This window comes from Aurantiacibacter odishensis, assembly GCF_003605195.1.
Lineage (GTDB): Bacteria > Pseudomonadota > Alphaproteobacteria > Sphingomonadales > Sphingomonadaceae > Alteraurantiacibacter > Alteraurantiacibacter odishensis.
The window spans coordinates 226386-250546 of the sequence record NZ_QYOS01000023.1; the positions used below are offsets into that span (position 1 = coordinate 226386).

At 65.0% G+C, this 24161-nt stretch carries 22 protein-coding genes; 14 read left to right on the forward strand and 8 right to left on the reverse strand.

The annotated features are described in order from the left end of the window. Window positions 1-26: 26 nt before the first annotated feature. Entirely contained in the window at window positions 27-950 is a 924-nt protein-coding gene (locus tag D4Q51_RS08140; protein WP_120077246.1) for a mechanosensitive ion channel domain-containing protein, read from the reverse strand. A gap of 157 nt (window positions 951-1107) precedes the next feature. Here D4Q51_RS08140 and D4Q51_RS08145 point away from each other — a divergent pair, with 157 nt between their 5' ends. Next, window positions 1108-1356: a hypothetical protein gene (locus D4Q51_RS08145; protein WP_120077247.1), complete on the forward strand. Its 249-nt coding sequence runs from the start codon at window positions 1108-1110 to the stop codon at window positions 1354-1356. Further along, on the forward strand, window positions 1353-2333 hold the full coding sequence (locus tag D4Q51_RS08150) for a calcium/sodium antiporter (protein ID WP_240624633.1): 981 nt from the start codon (window positions 1353-1355) through the stop codon (window positions 2331-2333). Before D4Q51_RS08145 ends, D4Q51_RS08150 begins: the two co-directional genes overlap by 4 nt. Window positions 2334-2352: 19 nt before the next feature. On the opposite strand, the gene D4Q51_RS08155 is transcribed toward D4Q51_RS08150, so the two are convergent. Continuing rightward, window positions 2353-3435 (reverse strand): Zn-dependent alcohol dehydrogenase, encoded by a 1083-nt coding sequence (locus D4Q51_RS08155; RefSeq protein WP_120077481.1) that lies wholly within the window; start codon window positions 3433-3435, stop codon window positions 2353-2355. 169 nt (window positions 3436-3604) lie between these two features. Here D4Q51_RS08155 and D4Q51_RS08160 point away from each other — a divergent pair, with 169 nt between their 5' ends. The 4 genes from D4Q51_RS08160 to D4Q51_RS08175 are packed head-to-tail and all read left to right on the forward strand — an operon-like array spanning window position 3605 to window position 8363. Continuing rightward, a complete protein-coding gene (locus D4Q51_RS08160; protein WP_120077248.1) occupies window positions 3605-4870 on the forward strand; it encodes an acyl-CoA dehydrogenase family protein in 1266 nt (421 codons plus the stop codon). Next, the gene (locus D4Q51_RS08165) at window positions 4867-6075 is read left to right on the forward strand and encodes a thiolase family protein (RefSeq protein WP_120077249.1); all 1209 of its coding nucleotides are present in this window, start codon (window positions 4867-4869) and stop codon (window positions 6073-6075) included. Before D4Q51_RS08160 ends, D4Q51_RS08165 begins: the two co-directional genes overlap by 4 nt. Window positions 6076-6087: 12 nt before the next feature. Further along, window positions 6088-7284 carry an acyl-CoA dehydrogenase family protein gene (locus D4Q51_RS08170; protein WP_120077250.1) on the forward strand — a complete coding sequence of 399 codons (1197 nt, stop codon included), beginning with the start codon at window positions 6088-6090 and terminating at the stop codon, window positions 7282-7284. Between the two features lie 5 nt (window positions 7285-7289). Beyond that, window positions 7290-8363 carry an acyl-CoA dehydrogenase family protein gene (locus tag D4Q51_RS08175; RefSeq protein ID WP_120077251.1) on the forward strand — a complete coding sequence of 358 codons (1074 nt, stop codon included), beginning with the start codon at window positions 7290-7292 and terminating at the stop codon, window positions 8361-8363. Here D4Q51_RS08175 and D4Q51_RS08180 read toward each other — a convergent pair. The 6 genes from D4Q51_RS08180 to D4Q51_RS08205 all read right to left on the reverse strand — a co-directional run bounded on the left by D4Q51_RS08180 (window position 8360) and on the right by D4Q51_RS08205 (window position 15595). After that, window positions 8360-9496: an acyl-CoA dehydrogenase family protein gene (locus D4Q51_RS08180; protein ID WP_120077252.1), complete on the reverse strand. Its 1137-nt coding sequence runs from the start codon at window positions 9494-9496 to the stop codon at window positions 8360-8362. The two genes, D4Q51_RS08175 and D4Q51_RS08180, sit on opposite strands and share 4 nt — an antisense overlap. Window position 9497: 1 nt before the next feature. Next, on the reverse strand, window positions 9498-10682 hold the full coding sequence (locus D4Q51_RS08185) for an acyl-CoA dehydrogenase family protein (protein WP_120077253.1): 1185 nt from the start codon (window positions 10680-10682) through the stop codon (window positions 9498-9500). Next, entirely contained in the window at window positions 10675-12711 is a 2037-nt protein-coding gene (locus tag D4Q51_RS08190) for a 3-hydroxyacyl-CoA dehydrogenase NAD-binding domain-containing protein (protein ID WP_120077254.1), read from the reverse strand. The genes D4Q51_RS08185 and D4Q51_RS08190 overlap by 8 nt, the downstream gene beginning before the upstream one ends. A gap of 233 nt (window positions 12712-12944) precedes the next feature. Further along, window positions 12945-13745 (reverse strand): SDR family NAD(P)-dependent oxidoreductase, encoded by an 801-nt coding sequence (locus D4Q51_RS08195; RefSeq protein ID WP_120077255.1) that lies wholly within the window; start codon window positions 13743-13745, stop codon window positions 12945-12947. After that, complete coding sequence (locus D4Q51_RS08200; RefSeq protein ID WP_120077256.1) at window positions 13745-14521, reverse strand: SDR family oxidoreductase; 777 nt, start codon at window positions 14519-14521, stop codon at window positions 13745-13747. The genes D4Q51_RS08195 and D4Q51_RS08200 overlap by 1 nt, the downstream gene beginning before the upstream one ends. Window positions 14522-14551: 30 nt before the next feature. Further along, window positions 14552-15595: a phosphotransferase family protein gene (locus D4Q51_RS08205; RefSeq protein WP_120077257.1), complete on the reverse strand. Its 1044-nt coding sequence runs from the start codon at window positions 15593-15595 to the stop codon at window positions 14552-14554. A gap of 118 nt (window positions 15596-15713) precedes the next feature. Here D4Q51_RS08205 and D4Q51_RS08210 point away from each other — a divergent pair, with 118 nt between their 5' ends. From D4Q51_RS08210 to D4Q51_RS08245, 8 genes are all read left to right on the forward strand, one after another. Continuing rightward, window positions 15714-16988, forward strand: coding sequence for a TetR/AcrR family transcriptional regulator (locus D4Q51_RS08210; RefSeq protein ID WP_120077258.1), 1275 nt, complete (start codon window positions 15714-15716; stop codon window positions 16986-16988). Beyond that, entirely contained in the window at window positions 16985-17797 is an 813-nt protein-coding gene (locus tag D4Q51_RS08215) for a tyrosine-protein phosphatase (protein ID WP_162925228.1), read from the forward strand. Before D4Q51_RS08210 ends, D4Q51_RS08215 begins: the two co-directional genes overlap by 4 nt. Window positions 17798-17810: 13 nt before the next feature. Then, complete coding sequence (locus tag D4Q51_RS08220; RefSeq protein WP_205689475.1) at window positions 17811-18809, forward strand: NADPH:quinone oxidoreductase family protein; 999 nt, start codon at window positions 17811-17813, stop codon at window positions 18807-18809. 137 nt (window positions 18810-18946) lie between these two features. Next, window positions 18947-19918, forward strand: a complete 972-nt coding sequence (locus D4Q51_RS08225) for an NAD(P)H-dependent flavin oxidoreductase (protein WP_120077261.1) — start codon at window positions 18947-18949, stop codon at window positions 19916-19918. Continuing rightward, window positions 19915-20847, forward strand: coding sequence for a hypothetical protein (locus D4Q51_RS08230; RefSeq protein ID WP_120077262.1), 933 nt, complete (start codon window positions 19915-19917; stop codon window positions 20845-20847). Before D4Q51_RS08225 ends, D4Q51_RS08230 begins: the two co-directional genes overlap by 4 nt. Continuing rightward, entirely contained in the window at window positions 20840-21703 is an 864-nt protein-coding gene (locus D4Q51_RS08235) for a crotonase/enoyl-CoA hydratase family protein (protein ID WP_120077263.1), read from the forward strand. Before D4Q51_RS08230 ends, D4Q51_RS08235 begins: the two co-directional genes overlap by 8 nt. Before the next feature lie 121 nt (window positions 21704-21824). Then, window positions 21825-23102, forward strand: coding sequence for a spinster family MFS transporter (locus D4Q51_RS08240; RefSeq protein ID WP_120077264.1), 1278 nt, complete (start codon window positions 21825-21827; stop codon window positions 23100-23102). Window positions 23103-23214: 112 nt separating this feature from the next. Beyond that, the gene (locus D4Q51_RS08245; protein WP_120077265.1) at window positions 23215-24156 is read left to right on the forward strand and encodes a complex I NDUFA9 subunit family protein; all 942 of its coding nucleotides are present in this window, start codon (window positions 23215-23217) and stop codon (window positions 24154-24156) included. The last annotated feature ends 5 nt before the right edge of the window (window positions 24157-24161 follow it).

Sequence of the window (24161 nt, forward strand, 5' to 3'; positions counted from 1 at the left end):
CGACCCGATTTCGGACAGAGAAATAACTACGCCCCGACAGTGATTCGTTGCCGCGAATGCACCAATGAGCCGATTGCGCGAGCAACCGCGTTCTCCGCGCCTTGCGGGTCGGGCAGATGACCGATCAGAATGATTTCGAGACGATACTTGCCGATTTCACTTGTCCCGAAGTTGATCCGGCAACGCGCTCTCTCGTTACCCGAGGATGTCGTGCTTTCGGTGTCACCGACCCTGTCGGCCAGCGCCATTTCAGCGGTCTCAAGCAGTTCCTCGTTCATGGCGAAGATGTCTGCATCAGGCTCGAAGGTCATTTCGAAGGCGTGCTCGATAGTCCCTTTTGCGTGAGGCAGGACTTTTGCAGGCAGGGTGAACAGCAAGCTGTACGGAAGGGTAATCGTGCGGCCTGTCGGCACGATCGACCCGTCCGTACTCTCGAATTCCTTCAGCCGCGTCGCCAGCAGGTTGAGATCGAGAACCTCACCCTTCGTCGTGCCCACCTCAATCACGTCTCCCACAGAGAACGCGCGCGTGAAGGTGCGCAGCGCCGCGCCGGATAGGCAGAGGATCAGCTCCTTGGTCGCGACGACAATGGCAACTGCGACCGCCGTGAGCGACAGGGCGAAGGTCCGCAGTTGCGGCGCCCAGATCATGATGAGGCCGATTGCCGCTATGAGGATCAGCACGTTGCGGAAGTTCGCGGTCCAGCGGCGCGCAACTTGCTGCGTAAGATCCTCTCTGCGCCGCAGGGCGCGGCCTGCGATCAGCCTTGCGCCGAGCAGGACCAGAATGAGGGACACCGATGCAAAAACGTCGGAAGTGTAGAGTGCTGAAGGAATCTCGAAATTCATCTGCTCTCCATCGAAAATTCTCTGCCGCACGCCTCCGTGCGGCTCTTCAAAAAATGTGAACTGCTTGACCGCCCGCCACTTGTAAACCTTGGCGGCTCTCATATCTGTCGCGAGTTACCGGGCCCCTCTGGCGATAGCTCCCTTTGCATCGCGATGTCGGAACAAGTGGTTTTTCAGGATCATTTGATCGGACGAGGCTTGAGATGAAATTTTCAAACACATTCATCGGCGCGCATATTCTCCGCTGCGGAGCAATCCAATGGAACTAGCGCTTTACGTGCTGGACGTGACCATCATCGTAGCGGCGGTGATGTCGGCCTGGTTCTGGCTGCAAGCGGCGGGAAAACCCCAGCGCCGGGTCAGCAAGTTCGAGGACTTCAACCACGCGGATCTGAACCGCCTGGTAACCGCGCTCAATCGCGCCCGCATCCTGAATGCTCGCGCCGCGGTGGCAACAGCGGTTGCAGCCCTGCTGGGCGGCCTTCGCGTCGCATTGGACCTGTTATGATGACATACCTGCTGCTTGCTCTTGGTCTCGTCCTTCTGATCGCCGGTGGCGAACTCCTCGTGCGAGGCGCTGTTCGCATTGCCGAACATCTCGGTCTTTCGCCGATGCTCATTGGCCTCACGATCGTGGGGATGGGGACTTCGATGCCCGAACTCGCGGCGAGCGTTCAGGCCGCCCTTGCCGGTTCGCCGGGTATCGCTCTTGGCAATATCGTGGGCTCGAACATAGCGAACCTCTTGCTGATCCTCGGTCTGGCGGTTGCGCTCTCTCCCTTCGCGGTTCCTCGCGGGGTTCTCTGGCGCGATGGCGGAACAGGACTGGTCTGCGCAGCGATACTGATCGCGGCAGGTTATACACTCGGCCTTACCCGGGGCGTCGGTATCCTCCTGGTGGTGGGGATGTTTGCCTACGTGTATCTTGCATTTCGGCAGGAAAAGGCAGGGGCGGGTCATGGCGCGGCCTACGACAAGGCGTTGGCACTTGAGGAGATCGATCCCGCACTCGTTCCTTCTGCCAAGCCTAAAGGATCGATTGTGCTGGCGGCCGCGTCCTTGCTTGCGGGGATAGCTCTCATCGTTTGGGGAGGCAGCCTGCTCGTCGATGCTGCGATCACGATTGCAGCGAGTCTCGGCGTTTCGGACGAAGTAATCGGATTGACGGTCGTGGCCGTCGGGACTTCGCTGCCGGAACTGGTGACATCCGCGATCGCCGCGATCAAGCGCCAGGGAGAGATTGCCCTCGGCAACGTCCTTGGCTCAAACATCTACAACGTACTCTTCATTGGGGGGGTAACCGGAATTGTGGCCCCTACCGAGATTCCGGCGGGTATTCTCCAAACTGACCTGCTGGTGCTGCTGGCCGTTTCCGCCATCGTGATGCTGTTCGCCTTTACCGGCGGCAGGCTTTCACGAGTCGAGGGCTCCTTGCTGGTGGCAGGCTATGCTGGTTACGTGGCTGTCACCGCCGGCCTGATATGATCGACTGCGGCGTCCCACGTCAATCAAACGTAATCACCGACCGCGCGATCTTGCCGCCCTTCATTTCCTCGAACGCCTCGTTCACCTGCGACAGCCGAATGCGGCGCGAGATCATTTCGTCCAGCTTCAGCTTTCCGGCCATGTAGAAATCGACGAGGCGCGGGATGTCGACGGGGAACTGGTTCGATCCCATCATCGATCCGCGCAGCTGCTTTTCCTGAAGCAGTTCGTAGCCGTTCAGAGTCACCTTCTGGCCCACAGGGATCATGCCGATCACCGTGGCGATGCCTCGGCGGCGTAGCATGCGGAAGGCGTCGGATGCGGTGTCGGCCCGGCCGATCGCCTCGAAGGCGTGGTCCACTCCGCCGTTCGTCAGGCCCAGCACTTTCTTCCAGACGTCGCCTTCGGACGCGTCGATGAAGTCGGTCGCGCCGAAATCGCGGGCGAGCTGTTCCTTCTCCGCCACCATGTCGATGGCGATGATGCGTCCGGCCCCGGCGATCTGCGCTGCATTGATAGTGGAAAGGCCCACGCCGCCGCAGCCGATCACGGCCACGCTCTGCCCCGGCCTGACCTCCGCCGTGCGGACCACGGAGCCATAGGCGGTGATCGTGGCGCAGCCCAGCAGGGCGGCCCGATCCAATGGCATGTCCTTGCGGATTTTCACGCAGGCGTTCTCGTGGATCAGCAATTGCTCGGCGAAAGCCGAGAGGTTGAGGAACTGCGCCATAGACGCATCTGCCGTGCCAAGGCGCGGCTCGGCATCCTTGGGGCGCTGGGTGTCAGGCTCGTTGCACAGCGACAGGTGCCCGCCAACGCAGAACTCGCAGTGCCCGCAGAAAGCGGAAAGGCAGGTGACGACGTGATCGCCCGGTGCGACAGTACGCACCTCGCTGCCCACCTGCTCCACAATCCCTGCGCATTCGTGGCCCAGCACCGTGGGTAGAGCGGTGGGGTAGTGGCCTTCCACGAAGTGCAGGTCCGAATGGCATACGCCGGTGGCCGCCGCGCGGATCAGCACCTCGCGCGGTCCGGGCTTGGAAATGGTGACATCCTCGACCTGCAGCGGCTCACCCACCGCGCGCAATACGGCTGCTTTCACTATGCTCTCCATCCGGCATGAATTTTCGATTCGAGAGGTTCGCGCAATTGGCCCGCTTTGCCAAGGCGAATTTTCGAAACCTGAAGAATGCGTATGTAGACAAGCGGCCCAAAAAGGTGCATTCGGACGTTGCTTCGAAAGTTCGGTGCCGTGGAGAGGACAGGAAGACGTGGATTTCAACCTGAGCGACCGACAGCGCGCCATGCGCGACCGGGTCAAGCAGTTCATCGACGAGAAAATCAGGCCACGACAGGCCGATTACAAGGCGGCGGCCGCTGCGGGAGACCGCTGGGCGCCGAACCCCGTGATCGAGGAACTGAAGCCCCTCGCGCGCGAGACTGGCCTGTGGAACCTGTTCATGCCACCCCACTCCGGGCAAGCCCATGTGGACGACAGTTTCACCTTCGAGGGGGAGCAGCTTTCGAATCTGGAGTATGCCTTGTGCGCGGAGGAAATGGGCCGCGTCCACTGGGCCAGCGAGGTGTTCAACTGCTCCGCGCCCGACACCGGCAACATGGAAGTGCTGCACCGCTACGGCACGCGCGAACAGAAGGACCGCTGGCTTACCCCGCTGATGAACGGCGAAATCCGCTCCGCCTTCCTGATGACGGAGCCGGACGTCGCCTCCTCCGACGCCACCAATATCGAGGCCAGCATCATCCGCGACGGCAACGAATGGGTGATCAACGGCCGCAAGTGGTGGTCGAGCGGCGCGGGCGATCCGCGCTGCAAGGTCGCCATCGTGATGGGCAAGTCCGATCCCGAAGGATCGCGCCACGGCAGCCAGTCGATGATCCTCGTGCCGATGGATGCAGAGGGCGTGACGATCGAACGGATGCTGACCGTCTACGGCTACGACCATGCGCCCCACGGCCATGCGGAAATCACGCTCGACAACGTGCGCCTGCCCGCCGACGCCATCCTGCTGGGCGAAGGGCGCGGGTTCGAGATCGCGCAGGGCCGCCTGGGTCCGGGGCGCATCCATCACTGCATGCGCACCATCGGAGTTGCGGAGGAAGCGCTGGAGGCCATGTGTCGCCGCCTCACCAGCCGCGTGGCTTTCGGCAAGTTCATCTACCAGCAGAGCGTGTGGGAAGAACGCGTGGCCCGCGCCCGCATCGATATCGAGATGAGCCGCCTCCTGTGCCTCAAGGCCGCCGACATGATGGACCGCGAGGGCAACAAGGCCGCCAAGAACGAGATCGCCATGATCAAGGTGCAGGCCCCCACGATGGCGCTCGCCATCCTCGATGACGCGATACAGGCGCACGGTGGCGGCGGCGTCAGCAGCGATCACGAACTTGCCGCGACATGGGCCAGCATCCGCACGCTGCGTTTTGCCGACGGGCCGGACGAAGTTCACAACCGCGCCATCGCCCGTAACGAATTCGCCAAGTACACCGACCTGAAGGCAAAGCCGGGAGCGAGGCCATGACCCGCGAAGCCGCCATCGTTTCCACCGCCCGCTCGCCCATCGGCAAGGCCCATCGCGGCGCGTTCAACGCCACCATGCCCGACAGGCTGGCCGCTCATGTGATCGACGCCGCGCTCGATCGCGCCGGGATAGAGCCTGAGCGGGTGGAGGACCTCTACTGGGGCTGCGGCAACCAGTACGGCCCGCAGTTCTACAACCTTGGCCGCATGAGCGTGTTCGGGAGCAAATTGCCCCAAAGCGTTCCCGCGATGACGCTGGACCGCAAATGCGCCTCCGGCCTCACCACCGTGGCGCTGGCCGCGCGCAGCATCATGGCAGGCGATGCCGACGTGCTGATGGCGGGCGGCTGCGAATCGATCTCGCTCACCATGGTGCCGGGCATCGTCGATCCCTCGTGGCGTTCGCCGAACGTGCTGGAGCACGAGCCGGACGCCTACATGGCGATGATCGAAACCGCCGAGATCGTGGCCGAGCGATACAACGTGCCGCGCGAGGCGCAGGATCGCTTCGGCGCGGAAAGCCAGCAGCGCGCCGCCGCCGCTACCGAGGCCGGGCGGCTCGCCGAGGAAATCGTCCCGCTCACCACAGAGAAGGTGATCCGCGCCAAGGACGGCAGCGAGATGGGCCGCGAAACGGTGACGCTGGAAGCCGACGAAGGCATCCGCCCCGGCACGACCTACGAGGTGCTTGCGGGCCTCAACCCCGTGTTCAGGGACGGCGCGAAAGTGAAGCAGGGCCAGCATATCACTGCAGGCAACGCCAGCCAGCTCTCGGACGGCGCGGCGGCGCAAGTGCTGATGGACCGCGCCACGGCAGAGGCCGAGGGGCGCGAGGTGCTGGGCATTTTCCGAAGCTTCGCCTCCGCCGGATGCGCGCCCGACGAAATGGGCATCGGCCCCGTCTTCGCCATTCCCAAGCTGCTCGACCGCGCCGGGCTTTCGGTGGGCGATATCGGCCTGTGGGAGATCAACGAGGCCTTTGCCAGCCAGGCGCTCTACTGCCGCGACCACCTCGGCATCGATCCCGACAGGCTCAACGTCAACGGCGGCGCGATTGCGCTCGGCCACCCCTTCGGCATGACCGGATCGCGGCTGGTCGGCGCAGCGCTGCTCGAAGCGCGGCGGCGCGGAGAGCGTTACGCCGTCGTCTCCATGTGCGTCGCGGGCGGCATGGGCGCTGCCGGCCTGTTCGAAATTCCTGCGTAAGCGAGAGAAGCCATGAACCTTGAATATACTCCCGAAGAGGAAGCCTTCCGCGAGGAAGTCCGCACCTTCCTGAAGGAAAAGCTGCCCGCGCGCCTTTCCAGCAAGGTGCGCGAGGGCAAGCACCTGACCAAGGCCGACATGGAGGAATGGCACGCCATCCTCAACGAGAAGGGCTGGCTCGCCCCGCACTGGCCGGAGAAATACGGCGGCACCGACTGGTCGGTGATGCAGAAGTTCATTTTCGAGACCGAGACCGCGATGGCCCACGCGCCGCGCATCGTGCCCTTTGGCCTCTCCATGCTCGCGCCAGTGCTGATCAAGTACGGCACCGAAGAACAGTGCCGGCACTACCTGCCGCGCATCCTCGATGGCACGGACTGGTGGTGCCAGGGCTACTCGGAGCCGGGAGCCGGGTCTGACCTTGCCAGCCTGAAGACCAGCGCGGTGCGCGAAGGCGACCATTACATCGTCAACGGTCAAAAGACCTGGACGACGCTGGGCCAGCACGCCGACTGGATCTTCTGCCTTGTCCGCACCGACAGCAGCGGGAAGAAGCAGGAGGGTATCTCCTTCCTGCTGATCGACATGAAATCGCCCGGCATCGAGGTGCGCCCGATCAAGCTGCTGGATGGTGATGCAGAGGTGAACGAGGTGTTCTTCACCGACGTGAAGGTGCCTGTAGAAAACCTCGTGGGCGAGGAGAACAAGGGCTGGACCTACGCCAAGTACCTGCTGACTTACGAGCGCACGAACATCGCCGGGATCGGCGCGAGCATGGCCGCGCTGGAACAGCTGAAGCACGTGGCCCGCACCACCAAGAAGAACGGCACCCTGCTGATCGACGATCCGCTGTTCGCGCAGCGGCTGGCGCGGCTGGAGATCGACCTCGAGAACATGAAGACCACGAACTTGCGCGTGCTGGATGCGGCAGGCAAGGGCGGCGCGCCGGTGGCGGAAAGCTCCATGCTGAAAATCCGCGGCACCGAGATCCGGCAGGAAATCGGCGCGCTGATGCGCCGCGCGGCGGGTCGCTATGCCCAGCCCTTCGTCGCGGAGAGCCTGGAGGAAGGCTATAACGGCACGCCCATCGGGCCCGAGTGGACCGGCCCCGTCTCGTCGCAATATTTCAACAACCGCAAACTTTCGATCTTCGGCGGCTCCAACGAGGTGCAGCGCGAGATCATCACCAAGGCCATACTGGAGCTCTGATCGTCATGGATTTTGCAATCGGTGAAGACCGGCAGATGTTGGCGGATACGATGTCCCGCTTCCTCGCCAAGAATTTCGACTGGGAAAAACGCCTGAAGGTAATCGAGACCGAGCACGGCTTCGATCGCGCGATGTGGAGCGAGCTCGCCGAACTGGGCGTGCTGGGCGCGCTGTTTTCCGAGGATGTCGGCGGCTTCGGCGGCAGCGCCTTCGATATTGGCGTGGTGTTCGCCGAAGTGGGCCGCGCCATCGCGACAGGCCCGTTCCTCGAGACGCTGATGGCCGGACACCTGCTGGCCGCCGCTGGCGAGAGCGAGGTGCTGGAAAGCGTGATCGGCGGCGAAAGGATCGTGACGCTGGCGCACGCGCCCGCGCACGACGCCGAGAGCGGGGAGGACCGCGATGTTACCGCCAGCGGCTCCGGCGACGACTGGACGCTCGACGGCGCAAAAGGCGTTGTCGGCTATCTCGGCGCGGCGGACCTGATCGTCGTTACCTCAGGCGACAAGGCTTTCCTCGTGGAAGCAGGGGGGACAGGCGTTTCCGTGTCCGATTACAGGATGGTGGATGGCGGCTCGGGCGGCGAGCTTCACCTCTCGGGCGCTTCGGCGAAGCTGCTTTCCGGCGTCGATGCCGGCACCATTGCCGCGGCCGAGGCGGCGGGCGTGGTGGCGCTTTCTTGGGAAGGCGTTGCCGTGATGGACCAGCTGCGCGACCAGACGCTGGAATACATGCGCACCCGCAAGCAGTTCGGCGTGCCCATCGGCAAGTTCCAGGCCTTGCAGCACCGCATGGCGACGCTGGCGCTGGAGATCGAACAGGCGCGTTCGTCCTCGATCAACGCGGCGGCCTTCTTCGACAAGCCGGAGCGCGACCGGTTCGTTGCGGCGGCGAAGTACACGTTGGGCAAGGTCGGCAACCTGGCGGCAGAGGAAGCCATCCAGATTCACGGCGGCATCGGCATGACCTGGGAACTGCCGCTGTCGCACTATGCGAAACGCATGGTGATCCTCGGCCACCTGCTGGGTGACGAGGACGAGCACCTCTCCCGCTACATCGAATTGTTGCGCGCGGCCTAATAGCCGTCCATGCGGGCTAGCCGGTCCGCATGGAAATCGGCATCGCCGAACATTTCGGCCAGCACGCGCTGGCGCTTCATGAAGAAACCGACGTCGTACTCGTCGGTCATGCCGATGCCGCCGTGCATCTGCACCGCCTCTCGCACGGCAAGGCCGCTGGCCATACCCGCCATCGCCTTGGCGACCGACGCATCGCGGTCCGCATCGGCGCTGCCTGCATCGAGCGACTGCTGCGCCTTCAGCGTGGCGGCGCGGGCAACTTCCATCTCGCTGTAGAGGTGCGCGGCGCGGTGTTGCAGCGCCTGGTAGCTGCCGATCACGCGGCCGAACTGCTTGCGCTGCTTGAGGTAGTCGAGCGTCATGGCGCTCGCCCCTTCGGCAACGCCCACCATTTCGGAAGATGCCCCGGCGCGAACCACGCTCAGCACCCGGTTGAGCAATGCCCTGCCGCCGTCGACTTCGCCGATCACCGCGCTGCCGTCCAGTTCCACCCCGTCCAAGTCCACGCGCGCGGCGAAGCTGGAGTCGGCCAGCCGCTCGGCCTTGACGGTGATGCCCGGCTGGCTGCGCGGCACGGCGAACAGAGTCACGCCGTCCTCGTCCGAGCCATCACCGGAAGTGCGCGCGGAAACGATCAGCAGGTCCGCCTCGTGCCCGAAGGCGACGAACTGTTTTTCACCCGATAGGCGGAATCCGTTGCCCTGCCGCTCCGCTTTCAGCCCGACATGGCGCGGGCGGTGCTTCGCCGCCTCGTCCAGCGCCAGCGCCGCCACCGTCTCGCCCGCGATGATGCCCGGCAGCCAAGCCTGCTTCAGCGGCGCGTCTGCGCCGCGCAGGGCCTCAACCGCGCCCACCGCCGTGCCGATGAAAGGCGAGGGGGTGAGATTACGCCCGATTTCTTCCAGCACGATGCCCGCCTCGACATGACCCATGCCGAGGCCACCGTCAGCCTCGTCCACCAGCACGCCGGTGAAGCCCATCTCGCCGAACTGCCGCCAAAGGTCGCGGCTGAACCCCGCCGGATCGTCTGCATCGCGAAGCGTGCGCAGGTGGGAGACAGGCGCCTCGCTCGCCATGAAGGGGCGCACGGTGTCGGCGAGGGTTTCCTGATCGTCGTCTAGGAACAGCGGCATGTCAGCCCTCCGGCAGTTCGAGGATGCGCTTGGCGATGATATTGAGCTGGATTTCGCTCGTCCCGCCCTCGATGGAGTTGGCCTTCGTGCGCAGCCAGGCGCGCGCGGCCTTTCCCCCACCCGAATTCTCGCTATCCCATTCCAGCGCATCGCTGCCGCCCGCCGCCATCAGCAGTTCGTGACGGTCCTTGTTCAGCTCGGTGCCGTAGTATTTCATCATGCTGGGCTGCGCGGGGTGAATCTTGCCTGCCTTCAGACGGTCGATGAACCGCTCGCTCATTGCGGCGAAGGCGTGGGCACGCACCTCGTACAGGGCGATACGCGCACGCAGTACCGGGTCGTCCAGCCGCCTCTGTTCGTCGCGCCCAATCTTCGCGAGCGCGTATTCCGATAGCAACGGCCCCTGCGCCCGTCCGCCCATGCCGGAGATCATTTCCCGCTCGTGGCCGAGCAGGTATTTCGCCACGGTCCAGCCCTGGTTGACCGCCCCCAGCAACTGGTCCTTGGGCACTTTCACATCGTCGAAGAATGTCTCGCAAAAGGGCGAAGCGCCGCTGATCAGCCTGATCGGTTTCGTCGAAACCCCTTCCGACTCCATGTCGAACAGCAGGAAGGAAATGCCGCCCTGCTTCTGGCTGGTGTCGGTGCGCACAAGGCAGAATATCCAGTCCGCCTGATCGGCATAGCTTGTCCACACCTTCTGCCCGTTGACGAGGAAATGGTCGCCCATGTCCTCCGCGCTGGTGGCAAGGCTGGCGAGGTCTGAGCCGGCGTTCGGCTCGCTGTAACCCTGGCACCAGCGGATTTCGCCGCGCGCGATCTTGGGCAGGTGTTCCAGCTTCTGCGCCTCGGTGCCGTATTCCAGTAGTGCGGGGCCGAGCATGGATATGCCGAAGCTTTGCAGCGGCACCCGGCAGCCGAGCGCCGCCATTTCCTGCTTCAGTACCTTGGCCTCGGCTGGCGACAGACCGCCGCCGCCGTAATCTCTCGGCCAGTCGGGCACGGTCCAGCCGCGCTGCGCCATCACGTCCAGCCATTGCTTCTGCGCGTCGCTGGCGAAAGTGAACTTGCGCCCGCCCCAGCAGATGTCCTTCTCGCTGCGCATGGGTGTGCGCATTTCGGCCGGGCAATTCGCCTCCAGCCAGTCGCGCGCCTCCCGGCGGAAGCCTTCTAGCGCGTCAGCCATTGAACGTCTCGCCCTTCGCCGCCTTGTCGCGCAGCAATGGGCTCACTTCCATGCCGTGCTTCTCCAGCCCCGCCAGAACCGTATCGAGCCCGATGGTATCGGCCCAGAACATCGGCCCGCCGGTGTGCGGCGGCCAGCCGTAGCCGTTGACCCACACGGTATCGATGTCGCTCGCGCGCTGGGCCACGCCTTCCTCCAGGATCAACGCGCCCTCGTTCACCATCGGATAGAGCTGCCGCTCGCGGATTTCCTCGTCGGAGATATCGCGCTGCGCCTTGCCCGATTTCACGGCGAAGTCGGCGATCACCGCGTCCACTTCGTCAGATGGCGTACGCTGGCGGTTCTCGTCGTAATCGTAGAAGCCCTTGCCGGTCTTCTGCCCGCGCCGCCCGCGCTCGCACAACACTTCGCGCACGCTGGAGCTGCTCGTCTTGTCCGGGTCCCAGCCGATATCGAGACCGGCAAGATCGGCCATCTGGAACGGCCCCATCGGGAAGCCGAAATCGGTCAGCACCCTGTCCACCTGCGCCGGCCGCGCGCCTTCCATCAACAGCTCACTTGCCTGCTCCTGCCGCTTGGCCAGCATACGGTTGCCGATGAAGCCGTGGCACACGCCGGAAACCACCGCGACCTTGCCGATTTTCTTGGCCAGATCCATCGCGGTTGCCATCACCTGCGGGCTGGTCCTGTCGCCGCGCACGACCTCCAGCAGGCGCATGATGTTGGCGGGCGAAAAGAAGTGCAGGCCCACCACCTGCTCTGGCCGCGAGGTGCAGGCAGCGATTTCGTTCACATCCAGATAGCTGGTGTTCGAGGCCATGATGGCCTCCGGCTTGCAGATCGTATCCAGCTTGCCGAACACGTCCTTCTTGATCGCCATCAGTTCGAAAACTGCCTCGATCACCAGGTCGCAATCGGCGAGGTCCTGATAATCGAGCGAGGTGGTTAGGTGGCCCATCGCCTTGTCCACCTGCTCGGCACTCATGCGCCCTTTGCGCGCCGTGGCATCGTAATTCTTGCGGATGATCCCGACGCCGCGATCGAGCGCCTCCTGCTCGCGCTCCACAATGGTGACATCGTATCCGGCGGAGAGAAAGTTCATCGCGATCCCGCCGCCCATCGTGCCAGCGCCGATGATGCCGACCTTGCTGATCGGGAGCGGCACCGCGTCCCTCGGCAAGCCGTCGATCTTGCCTGCCTGCCGTTCTGCAAAGAACACGTGGCGCAGGGCCTTCGACTGGTCGCCCATCACCAGTTCCATGAAGAACTCACGTTCCTTGGCGATGCCCTCGTCGTAGGGAAGCTGCGTCGCAAGCTCGACCGCCTCGATGCAGCGTGCCGGCGCGTCGAGACCCTTCAGGCGGCGCGCGTTCTTCTCGCGAAATGCCTTGAACACGCCGGGATCGTGCTGGTCGATCCTGTCGGTGCGCTTGCTGGAGACGGGATGCTCGCTGCGCCCCGCCACTTCGCGGGCGAAAGCGATGGCTTCCTGGCGCAGGTTTTCCGGCGCCACAATCCGGTCGAGCAGTCCGATTGCCTCGGCCTTCTTTGACGAAACGGGGTTGCCCGTCACGATGATGGGCAGCGCTTCCTCCACGCCCACCACGCGCGGCAGGCGCTGGGTGCCGCCCGCGCCGGGCAGGATGCCGATCTTCACTTCGGGAAGGCCGATCTTGGTCGCGGGAATGCCGATGCGGTAGTTGCATCCCAGCGCGATCTCGCAGCCGCCTCCCAGCGCCGTGCCGTTCAGCGCCACGACCACGGGCTTGTCGAGGTTCTCGATGGAGTCGATCAGTTCGGGCAGCGTGGGATGGACCGGGGGCTTGCCGAACTCGGTGATGTCTGCCCCGCCGGAGAACATACGACCCTCTGCGCGGATCACCACGGCCTTCACGCCCTCATCATTCGCGGCTTCATCCACGGCCGCCGCCATTGCGTTGCGGACTTCGGTGGAGAAGGCGTTCACCGGCGGATTGTCGAGCGTGACGACAAGGACTTCGCCTTCGCGCGTGGTGGTGACTTTGGACATGCTGGCTCCCGTTCAGACTGGCTGCGCCCGCGGACCGACAAAAGGCCGCCGCGACTCTGCTTCGTGCACAGCCGTAGGACATACCGTGTTTTCAGACAAGCGGCTTTGCCGAGTCGCCGTAAGGGCCTTGCGAGTGCGTCGGGCCACACCTCGCCACGGCATTGCTGGGTTCGGCGGTATCGCGCCGCGACCCCTTGCTGTCCGTTCCCTGGCCCTTGCCCCTGCGCCGCCCGTCAGCCTCGCGCCAGCCCCGGAGGCCGCGTGACAGGGTGCGAAGTGGAAAGCCCGCCGTCGACCACCGTGATCTGGCCGTGGACGTAGCTGGCCGCGTCGGAGGCGAGGAACAGCGCGACTCTCGCGATCTCCTCGGGCTCGCCGCCGCGCCCCAGCGGGTTGAGCAGTCCGATCCTGTCTTCCAGTCCCTTCGCCCGCGCATTCTCGTAGAGCGGCGCGGTCATTCCCGTCTCGATCAGGCCGGGGCAGATGCCGTTGATGCGCACGCCGGTGCCCGCAAGCTGCTGCGCCGCCGTCTGCACCAGGTTGATGACACCTGCCTTGGACGCCGAATAGGGCGCAGGCCCGGCGCCGGAACGCAGGCCCGCGACCGAGGCGGTGCAGACGATAGCCCCACCGCCGCTTTCGCTGATTGCAGGCGTTGCATGTTTCACCGCGCAGAACGGGCCGATCAGGTTGACGCGCAGCACTTCGGCCCAGTTGGCGGCATCGCTGTCGAAGAACCCCTCCCGCGCCGTGCCGGTGATCCCGGCATTGGCGAAGAACACATGCAGGCCGCCGAAAGCCTCGCGCGCCTGGCTCACCAGCGCGACGATATCGGCCTCTTCCGCAGCGTCGCCCGTCATGCCGATGGCCTGCCCGCCTGCATCCTTCACCGCTTCCACCGTATCGGCGACATTGGAGGATCGGTCGAACGCGACGACCTTTGCCCCCTCGGCTGCGAACAGCAGCGCGCTCGCCCGGCCGATGCCGGAAGCAGCCCCCGTGATGCAGGCGACCTTGCCGGAAAGCTGGCCCACTACATCCCTGACCCGATGGTGACGCCGCCGTCGATCACCATCATCTGCCCTGTCATCCACGCACCCGCATCGCTGGCGAGATAGACCGCCGCCCCGGCGATATCGCGGGGCTCGCCCAGCCTGCGCATGGGGGTGACGGCGGCGGTGCGATCATGCGCCTTCTGGTCTTCCCACAGGGCGCGGGCGAAGTCCGTCTTCACCACGCCGGGCGCGATGGCGTTGATGCGGATATTGTCCTTGCCGACTTCCACCGCGTAGTTGCGCACCAGCTGGAAATCTGCCGCTTTGGAGATGTTGTAGGCGCCGATCATGGCCGACCCGCGAAGGCCGCCGATGCTGGAAACCACCACGATCGCGCCCCCGCCGCTCGCCCGCATGTCAGGCAGGGCAAGCTGCACCAGCCAATGGTTGGAAAGCACGTTGTTGTCGAGGATCTTGCGGAACTGCTCGTCCGTGATCCCGTCCATTGAACCGTAGTAGGGATTGCTCGCCGCGTTGCAGACGAGAACGTCGATCGGGCCGAGTTTCTTGTGCGTCTGCTCGACGAGCTTCTCGAGCGCTTCCTTCTCGGAGATGCTGGCGGCGATAGCGACGGCGGTGCCCTCCCCGTGCTTTGCGTTGATCGCGGCGGCCACGTCTTCGCAGGCGTCCTGCTTGCGGCTGGAAATGACGACGCGCGCGCCGTGGGCGGCGAGTTCCTCCGCAATGGCGCGGCCGATCCCGCGCGAAGATCCGGTGATGACGGCAACCTTACCGGTGCAATCGAACAGCGACATGGGTCGTACTCCTTGAGATATTTGGGAAATTCAGGCTCCGGCCTTCTTGGCGAAACCAAGGGCTGCATCGGCCAGCGGCTCCACCATCGCGGCTTTCTTCTGCGCGTCCTTGCTGGAGGCGTTACCGTCGATGATGCGCTTCTTGATGCCTTGGAGAATGCCGACGAGGCGGAACAGGTTGTAGGCGAAATACCAGTTCATGTCGGGCACGCTGCTGCGGCCCGTGGCCTCGCAATACTGGCGGGTGATCTCCTCCAGCGAGGGGATACCCAGCTCCTCCAGGTCCAGCCCGCCAAGCTGCGCGTTGCGCCCCTGCCGGGGCAGCGCCCAGTTCATCGCTAAGTAGGTGAAATCGGCCAGGGGATCGCCCAGCGTCGAAAGCTCCCAGTCCAGCACCGCGCGCACTTCCGGCCCATCGGGGGCGTAGATAAGGTTGTCGATCCGGTAGTCGCCGTGGATGATGCTCGTGCGCTCCTGTTCCGGCACCGTGTCAGGCAGGAATTCGATGAGGCGCTCGACGGCGGCAAGATCGTCGGTTTGAGAGGCGCGGTACTGCTTGGTCCAGCGGCCAACCTGCCGCTCGAAATAGTTGCCCGGCGCGCCGTAATCGCCAAGCCCTGCCTCCTGCGGATCGACGGCGTGGAGCCGCGCCAGCGTGTCGACCATCGCGTGGTAGATGGGCGCGCGCTCCTCCTTCGCGCAATCGGGCAGCGCGCCGTCCCAGAACACCCGGCCCTCCACCATGTCCATGATGTAGAACGGGGAGCCGATCACCCCCTCGTCCTCGCACAGCGCATGGGGCTTCGCCACCGGCAGGCCGAGCGGATGCAGCGCGCTGATCAGCCGGTACTCGCGCTCCACCGCGTGGGCGGACGGTAGGATTGTGCCGAACGGCTTGCGTCGCAGGACGTAACTGCGCCCGCCGCATTCCATCCGATAGGTAGGATTGGACTGCCCGCCGGAAAACTTGACGATCGAATCAACCCGACCCTCCAGCGCAGAATTGCCCGCAATCCAACGCGACAGGCTGTCACCGTCGAGATCGGCGAACCGGTCCTGCTCGCTATCCGTCATCAAGGCACCTCGTTTTCACCATTTGAAGATACCATACGTTCGAAACTTGGCCGAGGACAACCTCTTTCCGTTTATCCTTTTGCTTGGCGAACGGACCTGTTTGCGGCATGAAAGGGGCATGGACGCGAAAGCAATCGAAACTTCAGGGGAGGTTGGGGAACCCCAGCGCGGCCAGCGTTTCCGGCGCAAGCGCGATGCCCTGCTGGATGCGGCGACCAACCTGATCAACGAACACGGCGCGAAGGCGACGACGCTGCAGGCCGTTTCGCAGGCGGTGGAACTGAGCACCACCAGCGTCACCTACTACTTCCCCCGCAAGGATGTACTGGCCGCCGCCGTTTTCGAACGCGCCATTGGTCGCCTGCGCGAATATGTGGACGAGGCGGCGAAGGAGGCCACGCCCCGCGAACGTGTGCGTTGTCTGTTGCAGCTTCATATCGATCTGCGCGCCGCCGTGCTTGACGGCACCGATGTGCCCATCGCAACCCTGTCCGAAGTCCGCACGCTGGACGATGCGATCCGCGAACCGTTGCTGAAGCAGTACGTCGACCTGTTCCGCGCCACACGCGCGCTGTGGGGCGATTTTCCGCAGAAGGCGAAGCCGTTGATGACGGCGCGCACACACCTGTTGCAGGAAACCATCTTCTGGATGCCCGTCTGGCTGGCTCGCTTCCCGGCAGACGAGTTTCCGCGCGTGCACCGCCAGTTGTTCGACCTTTTCGATCACGGCCTCGCCTTACCCGAAACCGCATGGTCGCCAATTGCGCTGCCGCCCGGTGCCGATGGCGAGCCCGTGGGCGACGAGGAGCGCGGCGCGCCCAATTTCCTCGGCGTCGCCACCCGGCTTATCAACGAAAGCGGTTATCGCGGGGCCAGCGTGACTCGCATCGTCGAGGAATTGCAGGTGACGAAGGGCAGCTTCTACCATCACCTCGATGCAAAGGACGACCTGATAGCGGAGTGCTTCCGCCGCTCCTTCAGCCGCATGGCCGCAGTGCAGCAGGCGGCCGTCAGCGCGGGCGAGACGCAGTGGCAGCACCTTGAGGCGATGATGGCGCATTTCATGGATCTGCAGTTCGAGGGCGAGTTCCCGCTCACCCGCACCTCCGCATTGCAGGCGCTGCCCGCCGACGTGCGCACCGAAGTGCTGGCCAAGTCCGACCAGACCGCGCTGCGTTTCGGCAATACGCTGGTGGACGGCGCGCAGGAGGGATCGATCCGCGTAGTGAACCCGATGATCGCCAGCCAGACGATCACCGCCATGCTCAACTCCGCCTATGACCTGCGCAAATGGGCGGAGACGATGGACCGCGAGACCGCGATCCGGCTCTACGCCTCGTGCCTGACGCGCGGCATGTTTGCCGATCCGGACACCATCCTGGCCGGGGAATGACTCTCGGGCCGGAAGACAGGGCGCGCATCGTCGAACTCGAAGGCGCAGCGAACTTCCGCGATTTCGGTGGCTATCCCGCAAGAGACGGCCGGAAAGTGCGGCGAGGCGTATTGTTCCGCTCCAACCGGCTGTCGCAACTGACAAAAGGTGACATCGCCGCGCTCGAAGCGGCGGGAATCGCCACCGTGTTCGACCTGCGCGCACCCCGCGAGCGGAAGGCCGACCCAACCGCGTGGCAAGCCTCGCACCTCGCATTCCATACGTGGCCGCCAGGGCACAAGCGACGGCTTGTCGACATGGCGCGGGACTATCCGCAGGACGCGGGCGGCGCAGAAGCATTGATGCTGGATTTCTACGCCGAGCTTCCGCGCACGATGAGCCACGCCTTTTCCGGCATCATCCGGCACATCGCCAATGGCACCGCACCATGCGTCATCCATTGTTCGGCAGGCAAGGACCGCACCGGCATGGCGGCGGCGCTGGTGCTGAGCGCGCTCGGCGTGCCACGCGATCTCGTGCTGGACGACTACGCGATGACCGACAGGATCGTTGCCAGCGAGGACGACATGGCCCGCTCCCTGTTCACGGGCCGCGATGGCGGCGCGCGGGCGCAGGGGGCCATGCGCGATGCGTTCCCGCCCGAAGCGATCGCTGTGATGCGATCGGCACGGCCCGCCTTCCTGGAAAGTGCATTCGCGGGGATCGACAGCGAGTACGGTTCGCTACCCGCTTATCTCGACGCCATTAGCATCGACGATGCCGTGCAGGCCGCGCTCCGGTCGCGGCTCCTCGAACCTATCCCCTCGTAACGGAGTAAAGATCATCAAGGCATTGCTTTCGCACCAACCCGGCGGCCCCGATACGCTGGAACTCACCGAAGTCGATGCGCCCACCCCCGGCAAGGGCGAACTGGCGGTGCGCGTGCTCGCCTGCGCCATCAACTATCCCGACGTGCTGATCATCGAGGACAAGTACCAGATGCGCCCGCCCCGCCCCTTCGCGCCCGGCGCGGAGATCGCAGGTGAAGTGATTGCGGTGGGCGAAGGCGTGGACGGCTGGAGCGAGGGCGACCGGCTGATCGCCGTTACAGGGTTCGGCGGAATGGCGGAGCAGATCGTGGTGGACGCTCAGCGGGCTTCCCGCCTGCCCGAAGGCGCGGACCCGATTGAAGGCTCCGCCCTGCTGATGACCTACGCCACCACCATCCACGCGCTGAAGGATCGCGGCGAACTGGGCGAAGGCCAGACGCTGCTGGTGCTCGGCGCGGCGGGCGGCGTGGGGCTGGCTGCAGTCGAGATCGGCAAGGCGATGGGCGCGCGCGTCGTCGCCGCGGTGTCGAGCGAGGCGAAGGCCGAGGCGGCACGCGCGGCGGGCGCGGACGAAACGCTGATTTATGGCCGCGCGCCGTTCGACAAGGAGGAGAGCAAGGCGCTTTCCGCCGCATTCAAGGATGCCGTGGGACCAGGCGGCGCCGACGTAATCTACGATCCGGTCGGCGGCGACTATTGCGAGCCCGCGCTGCGCAGCATCGCGTGGGAAGGACGTTATCTTGTCGTGGGCTTCCCGGCGGGCATCCCCAAGCTGCCGCTGAACCTGACGCTGCTGAAAAGCTGCGACGTGCGCGGCGTCTTCTGGGGCGGGTTCGTGATGCGCGATCCACAGCGCAATGCCGAGCATGTCGAGCAGCTGATGCGCTGGTGGCAGGACGGCACGATCAGCCCCCGGATCGACCGCACCTACCCGATGGAAGAAGGCGGCGCGGCCATCCGGCGACTGGCGGATCGCAAGGCTGTCGGCAAGGTCGTCGTGACTTTCGGCTGACCATACTTGGCATTCGGCTGATACGCCCTGCCTTAGGCGTCTTAACATTCCGGATATTCGAAAAACGCGAATTGGCCGTTGCCAGCGGGCGCTTCGTAAGGAATGATGCCCTCCACGAATCGCGTGAGGGAGAGAGCATGCGCAACCGGTTCACGGCAATGTTCGGGGTGGAGCACCCCATCATGATGGGCGGCATGCAATGGGTTGGCCGTGCGCCGCTCGTCGCTGCCGTGGCGGAGGCCGGCGCGCTGGGCGTGCTGACCGCGCTGACGCAGCCGACGCCGGAAGACCTGACGAAGGAAATCGCCGCAACGCGGGAGCGGACGGACAAGCCGTTCGGCGTCAACCTCACCATCCTGCCCACCATGAAGCCGCCGCCCTATGCCGAGTATCGCCAGGCGATTATCGAGGCGGGCATCACCATCGTGGAAACCGCCGGGCATCGCCCGCAGGAACACGTGGAGGATTTCAAGGCCAACGGCGTGAAAGTGATCCACAAGTGCACCGCCGTGCGCCATGCCCTTTCCGCCCAGCGCATGGGGGTGGATGTCATCTCCATCGACGGGTTCGAATGCGCAGGGCATCCCGGGGAGGACGACATCGGCGGCCTGATCCTGATCCCCGCCGCAGCGGACGCGCTGGACATCCCGATCATCGCCAGCGGCGGCATCGCCGACGGGCGCGGGCTGGTGGCCGCGCTGGCGTTGGGGGCAGAGGGCGTGAACATGGGCACCCGCTTCCTCGCCACGCAGGAATGCCAGATCCACGCGAACGTGAAGAAGAAGATCGTCGCCAGCACGGAGCGGGACACGAACCTCATCTTCCGCAACCTCCACAACACCGCCCGCGTGGGCAAGAATAGCGTCTCCGACGAGGTCGTGGACCTTCTTTCGCGGCCCGATGCCGAGTTCCAGGACGTCGCTCATCTGGTGGCCGGGGCGCGCGGGAAGAACGTGATGGAGAAAGGCGACCTCGACAACGGACTTTATTGGGCAGGCATGGCGCAGGGGCTGATCCACGACGTGCCGACCGTGGCAGAGCTGATCGGACGTATCATGGAGGAGGCGCGCGGCATCGCCGGCCAGCGGCTGCCGGCCTTGCTGGCATGACAGGGTTCGCGACCCAAATCGTGCGCGAGGGCGACACGCTGACGGGTCCTTATCGCCACCCGCGCCAGATGCTGGGCGCGCAATCGGTGTCGGGCAGCGCGTCGATCCACGACGATGGCACTGCGCAAAAGCTGGGCTTTTCCGGCGGCACGATCGAGGGGCCGACGCATTTCTCGCAGTTCGAGCCGCTGGCCGAAGCCCTTTGGGGCGACGATTGGCGGCGCACCGGCTGCATCTCCGCTCATTACCGCGCGCCAGTGTTCGAAGGCGAGGCCGTCCGAGCCTTGGCGACGGCGGACGATGAGCGACCAGACTACGCCGCGATCCGCATGGAGAAGGAGGACGGCACGGAGGTTCTCACCGGCTCCATGTCGGTCGGCCCGGATGCTCCGCTCAGCTTCCTACGCGCACGCCTCGCCAAGCTTGAGCCGCTGGCCGATCCCGTGCTGGTGGCGGACGTGCCCGTCGGCACGCGCACTTCGCGCATAGCGGTGACGATGGACCGCAACACACGAATGGGCGACCTCTACCCGTTCAGTCTTGTCGACAAGCTCCAGGTCATCACCGAACCAAACGCCCGGTTCGAGCGCGAGCTGCCGATCGAGATGATCTCCGTGCTGGCGAACTCCACCGCCGACCGAGAGCCCTTCGCCGTGCGCCGCCCCAGCGTGGGCCTGTTCGCGGACCAGGAAATCAGCCTGCGCGACGGGCCGCTGCTGGTGGCCGAAACCTACGAGATCATCCGCGAAGTCATCGCCCGCACCGGCAGCCGCAAGACGGAATCGCTGTGGGTCGAATACCGCATATTCCGCCCCGCCGGGCAGCGTCCGGTCGCGACCATGCTGCTCAACCTTGCTTCCCTGAAAGCGAGCTACCCCGATTACGAAGAGGACGCCCGCGCGCTCTATGGAGAGAAACTGGATGGCTGACTTTCAGACCCTCGACCTCGCAATCGACAATGGCCTGGCGGTGGCGACGTTCAACCGGCCGGACCAGATGAACACGTTTAATCCGGCAATGATCAGGGACCTGCTCGCCCTGTTCGACCTGACCGATGCGGATGACGCCGTGCGCGCAGTGATCCTGACCGGCTCGGGCCGTGCGTTCTGCGCCGGGGCCGATCTCGGCAGCGGCGGCGACACCTTCGATTACGACAAGCGGACGGGCCGCGAGGACGTGGGCGGGCCGGACCGCGACGGCGGCGGCATGGTGACGCTGCGCATCTTCCGCAGCCTGAAGCCGGTGATCGCCGCGTCCAACGGAGCGGCAGTCGGCATCGGGGCGACCATGCAGCTTCCCATGGATTGGCGCATGGCCGCCGAGGATTCGCGCTACGGCTTCGTGTTCTCCCGCCGCGGCGTGACACCGGAAGCCTGCTCCGGCTGGTTCCTGCCGCGGATCGTGGGAATGGCCAAGGCGCTCGACTGGACATTCTCGGGCCGCGTCTTCGGCGCTCAGGAAGCGCTGGATGCGGGTCTGATCCAGTCGCTCCACGCGTCCGACGCCCTGCTGGATGCCGCGAAGGAAAAGGCGCTGGAAATGACCTCCGCCTCCGCGCCCGTTTCGGTCGCGCTGGCCCGGCAACTCATGTGGCAGGGGCAGACGATGGCACACCCGATGGACATGCACCGCGTGGACAGCCGCGTCTTCGCCTCGCGCGGACGCTCCGCCGACGTGCGCGAAGGCATCGCCGCCTTCAGGGAGAAGCGCGAGGCGCAATATCCCGACACCGTATCCACCGCGATGCCCGACATGGGCTGGGCCGACGAACCGCCCTTCGCATGACATCAGGTCGCACCAGAACGCCTGCCCCCTTTCCATCTCTCGGGGCGCGCTGTTTCGGGCGAAAGGAGGCCGGGTCCGCCGATCCGGCCTCCGACCATTTCCCTCTTCAGGATAACGCAGCATGACGCCAGTCGCAGAAACTCCGGCACGGGTACTTCCGGCAAAGGCCAGCATCGTCCTTGCCATGCTGCTGCTGGTCTACATTTTCAATTTCCTCGACCGCATGATGCTGTCGATCCTCGCGGCACCGATCCAGGCCGACCTCGGCCTGTCGGACAGCGAGATGGGCCTGCTCGGCGGCCTGGCCTTCGCCGTGCTCTATTCCACGCTGGCCGTCCCGCTTTCCGCTGTGGCGGACCGCACCAGTCGCAGCTGGGTCATCACCATCGCGCTGGTGTTCTGGAGCGCGTTCACTGCGCTGTGCGGCATGGCGCAGAACTTCCTGCACATCTTCCTCGCCCGCGTCGGCGTGGGTGTGGGCGAGGCAGGCGGGGTTGCCCCCAGCTACGCCATCATCGGCGATTATTTCCCACCGCGCCGCCGGGCGACGGCGCTGGCGATCTATTCGCTCGGCATTCCCATCGGCAGCGCCATTGGGGTGATGGGCGGCGGCTGGATCGCCTCGACGATCGACTGGCGCGTGGCCTTTTTCGTGATGGGTGGCCTCGGCATCCTGATCGCGCCTGTGTTCAAGCTGCTGGTGAAGGACGTGCCGAGGCCGGAAAGTGCCGGAGCGGGGTCGCACGGCGGGCAGTCGATCTGGTCGGTATTCCAGATCCTCGCGAAGAAGCCGTCGTTCTGGTTCATGGCCTTCGGCGCGGCGTTCAGTTCGATGCTCGGCTACGGCATCGGCTTCTGGAAGCCCAGCTTCCTGATCCGCAGTTTCGAGCTCGACCTGTGGGGCGCGGCGCTGTTCACCGGCGGCGTGCTGCTGATTGGCGGCGTGACGGGGATGCTAGCGGGCGGCGCGCTGGCAGACCGGCTGGGCAGCAACCGCAAGTGGTACCCGCGCCTGCCCGCCATCGCCTTCATCGTGGGCGCGCCGATTTATGCCGCCGGCGTGCTGACCGACAGCCTTGTCGCGGCCTTTCTGCTCTTCCTCATCCCGCAGGGCCTGAACTACGTCTGGTTCGGCCCAGTTTTGACAGCGGTGCAGCACCTGGTGGAACCGCGCGCGCGGGCAACCGCCTCGGCGATATTCCTGCTCATCAACAACCTGATCGGCCTTGGCGGCGGTATCTACGCGTTGGGCCTCATCTCGGACGCCTATGCGCCGGTCTACGGCGATGAATCGCTGCGCATATCCATCCTCACCGCCCTGCCGCTCTACATCGTGGCGGGTATCCTGATGCTGCTTGCCACCCGTAGCATCGCGAACGACTGGGTCGAGGAGAAATAGCGCCTGCCCAGTATGACGGGGACCATCGGGGGCATTGAAGGGCGCGGCGCTTTCGGGCTAAGGGCGCGGAAGGTTTCGACTTAACCCCACGCGCAAGGACTTTCATCGCACCATGGCACGCACTTCCCCGCTCGACGGCAAGCTGGTTACCCTGATCGGCGGCAACGGATTTATCGGCAGCCACGTGGCGCAGGACCTGCTGGAGCGCGGGGCGCGCGTGCGCATCGCCGCGCGGGAGCCGGAAAAGGCTTTCAAGCTGAAGCCGCTGGCGAACCTCGGCCAGCTTCAGTTCGCGCGCTGCAACGCACTGGACAAGCGCAGCATCGAGGCCTGCGTGAAAGGCTCCGACGCGGTGGTCTACCTGATCGGCGCGTTCGACGGGAACCAGCAGGCGCTGCAAGCCGATGGTGCCGGCCATGCCGCGCGCGCGGCGAGCGAAACGGGCGCCACGAGCTTCGTCTACATCTCCGCCATTGGTGCCGATCCGGAAGCAGAAACCGGCTACTATCGCACCAAGGGCGATGGCGAGCGGCAGGTGCTGGAGGCCTTCCCCAAGGCGACCCTGATCCGTCCCTCCGTCGTGTTCGGAGAGGAAGCGGGCCTTGTCCCGATGTTTGCCGATCTCGTGCAGATGATGCCGGTGATGCCGGTGTTCGGCGCGGAGAGCGAATTTCAGGTGGTGTGGGTGGATGACGTGGCGGCGGCCGTCGCCACCGCGCTGGAAGACCCCGGCGCTCACGGGGGGAAGACCTACGAGGCCGCTGGCCCGGAAAAGCTCACCATGATGCAGATCCACCAGATGATCGCCGACGGGCAGGGACGCGATCGCACCTTCTTCCCCATGCCCACACCGCTGGCGAAAGTCTTCGCCTCGGTGCCGCTGACGCCGATCAATTCGGACCAGCTGGCGATGCTGGAAGAAGGCAGCGTGGCCAGCAAGGGTACGCCGGGGCTGGCCAAGATGGGCATTTCGCCAAAGCCCCTGTCGCTGTTCCTAGACCGCTGGATGGTGCGCTATCGCAAGCACGGCCGCTTCACCGAGAAGCGCGCCTGAAAAAG

Coding starts and splice junctions, on each gene's coding strand:
- D4Q51_RS08140 (WP_120077246.1), bottom strand. CDS start 950: ATGAGAGCCGCCAAGGTTTACAAGTGGCGGGCGGTCAAGCAGTTCACA.
- D4Q51_RS08145 (WP_120077247.1), top strand. CDS start 1,108: ATGGAACTAGCGCTTTACGTGCTGGACGTGACCATCATCGTAGCGGCG.
- D4Q51_RS08150 (WP_240624633.1), top strand. CDS start 1,353: ATGATGACATACCTGCTGCTTGCTCTTGGTCTCGTCCTTCTGATCGCC.
- D4Q51_RS08165 (WP_120077249.1), top strand. CDS start 4,867: ATGACCCGCGAAGCCGCCATCGTTTCCACCGCCCGCTCGCCCATCGGC.
- D4Q51_RS08170 (WP_120077250.1), top strand. CDS start 6,088: ATGAACCTTGAATATACTCCCGAAGAGGAAGCCTTCCGCGAGGAAGTC.
- D4Q51_RS08175 (WP_120077251.1), top strand. CDS start 7,290: ATGGATTTTGCAATCGGTGAAGACCGGCAGATGTTGGCGGATACGATG.
- D4Q51_RS08180 (WP_120077252.1), bottom strand. CDS start 9,496: ATGCCGCTGTTCCTAGACGACGATCAGGAAACCCTCGCCGACACCGTG.
- D4Q51_RS08185 (WP_120077253.1), bottom strand. CDS start 10,682: ATGGCTGACGCGCTAGAAGGCTTCCGCCGGGAGGCGCGCGACTGGCTG.
- D4Q51_RS08190 (WP_120077254.1), bottom strand. CDS start 12,711: ATGTCCAAAGTCACCACCACGCGCGAAGGCGAAGTCCTTGTCGTCACG.
- D4Q51_RS08200 (WP_120077256.1), bottom strand. CDS start 14,521: ATGTCGCTGTTCGATTGCACCGGTAAGGTTGCCGTCATCACCGGATCT.
- D4Q51_RS08205 (WP_120077257.1), bottom strand. CDS start 15,595: ATGACGGATAGCGAGCAGGACCGGTTCGCCGATCTCGACGGTGACAGC.
- D4Q51_RS08210 (WP_120077258.1), top strand. CDS start 15,714: ATGGACGCGAAAGCAATCGAAACTTCAGGGGAGGTTGGGGAACCCCAG.
- D4Q51_RS08215 (WP_162925228.1), top strand. CDS start 16,985: ATGACTCTCGGGCCGGAAGACAGGGCGCGCATCGTCGAACTCGAAGGC.
- D4Q51_RS08225 (WP_120077261.1), top strand. CDS start 18,947: ATGCGCAACCGGTTCACGGCAATGTTCGGGGTGGAGCACCCCATCATG.
- D4Q51_RS08230 (WP_120077262.1), top strand. CDS start 19,915: ATGACAGGGTTCGCGACCCAAATCGTGCGCGAGGGCGACACGCTGACG.
- D4Q51_RS08235 (WP_120077263.1), top strand. CDS start 20,840: ATGGCTGACTTTCAGACCCTCGACCTCGCAATCGACAATGGCCTGGCG.
- D4Q51_RS08240 (WP_120077264.1), top strand. CDS start 21,825: ATGACGCCAGTCGCAGAAACTCCGGCACGGGTACTTCCGGCAAAGGCC.
- D4Q51_RS08245 (WP_120077265.1), top strand. CDS start 23,215: ATGGCACGCACTTCCCCGCTCGACGGCAAGCTGGTTACCCTGATCGGC.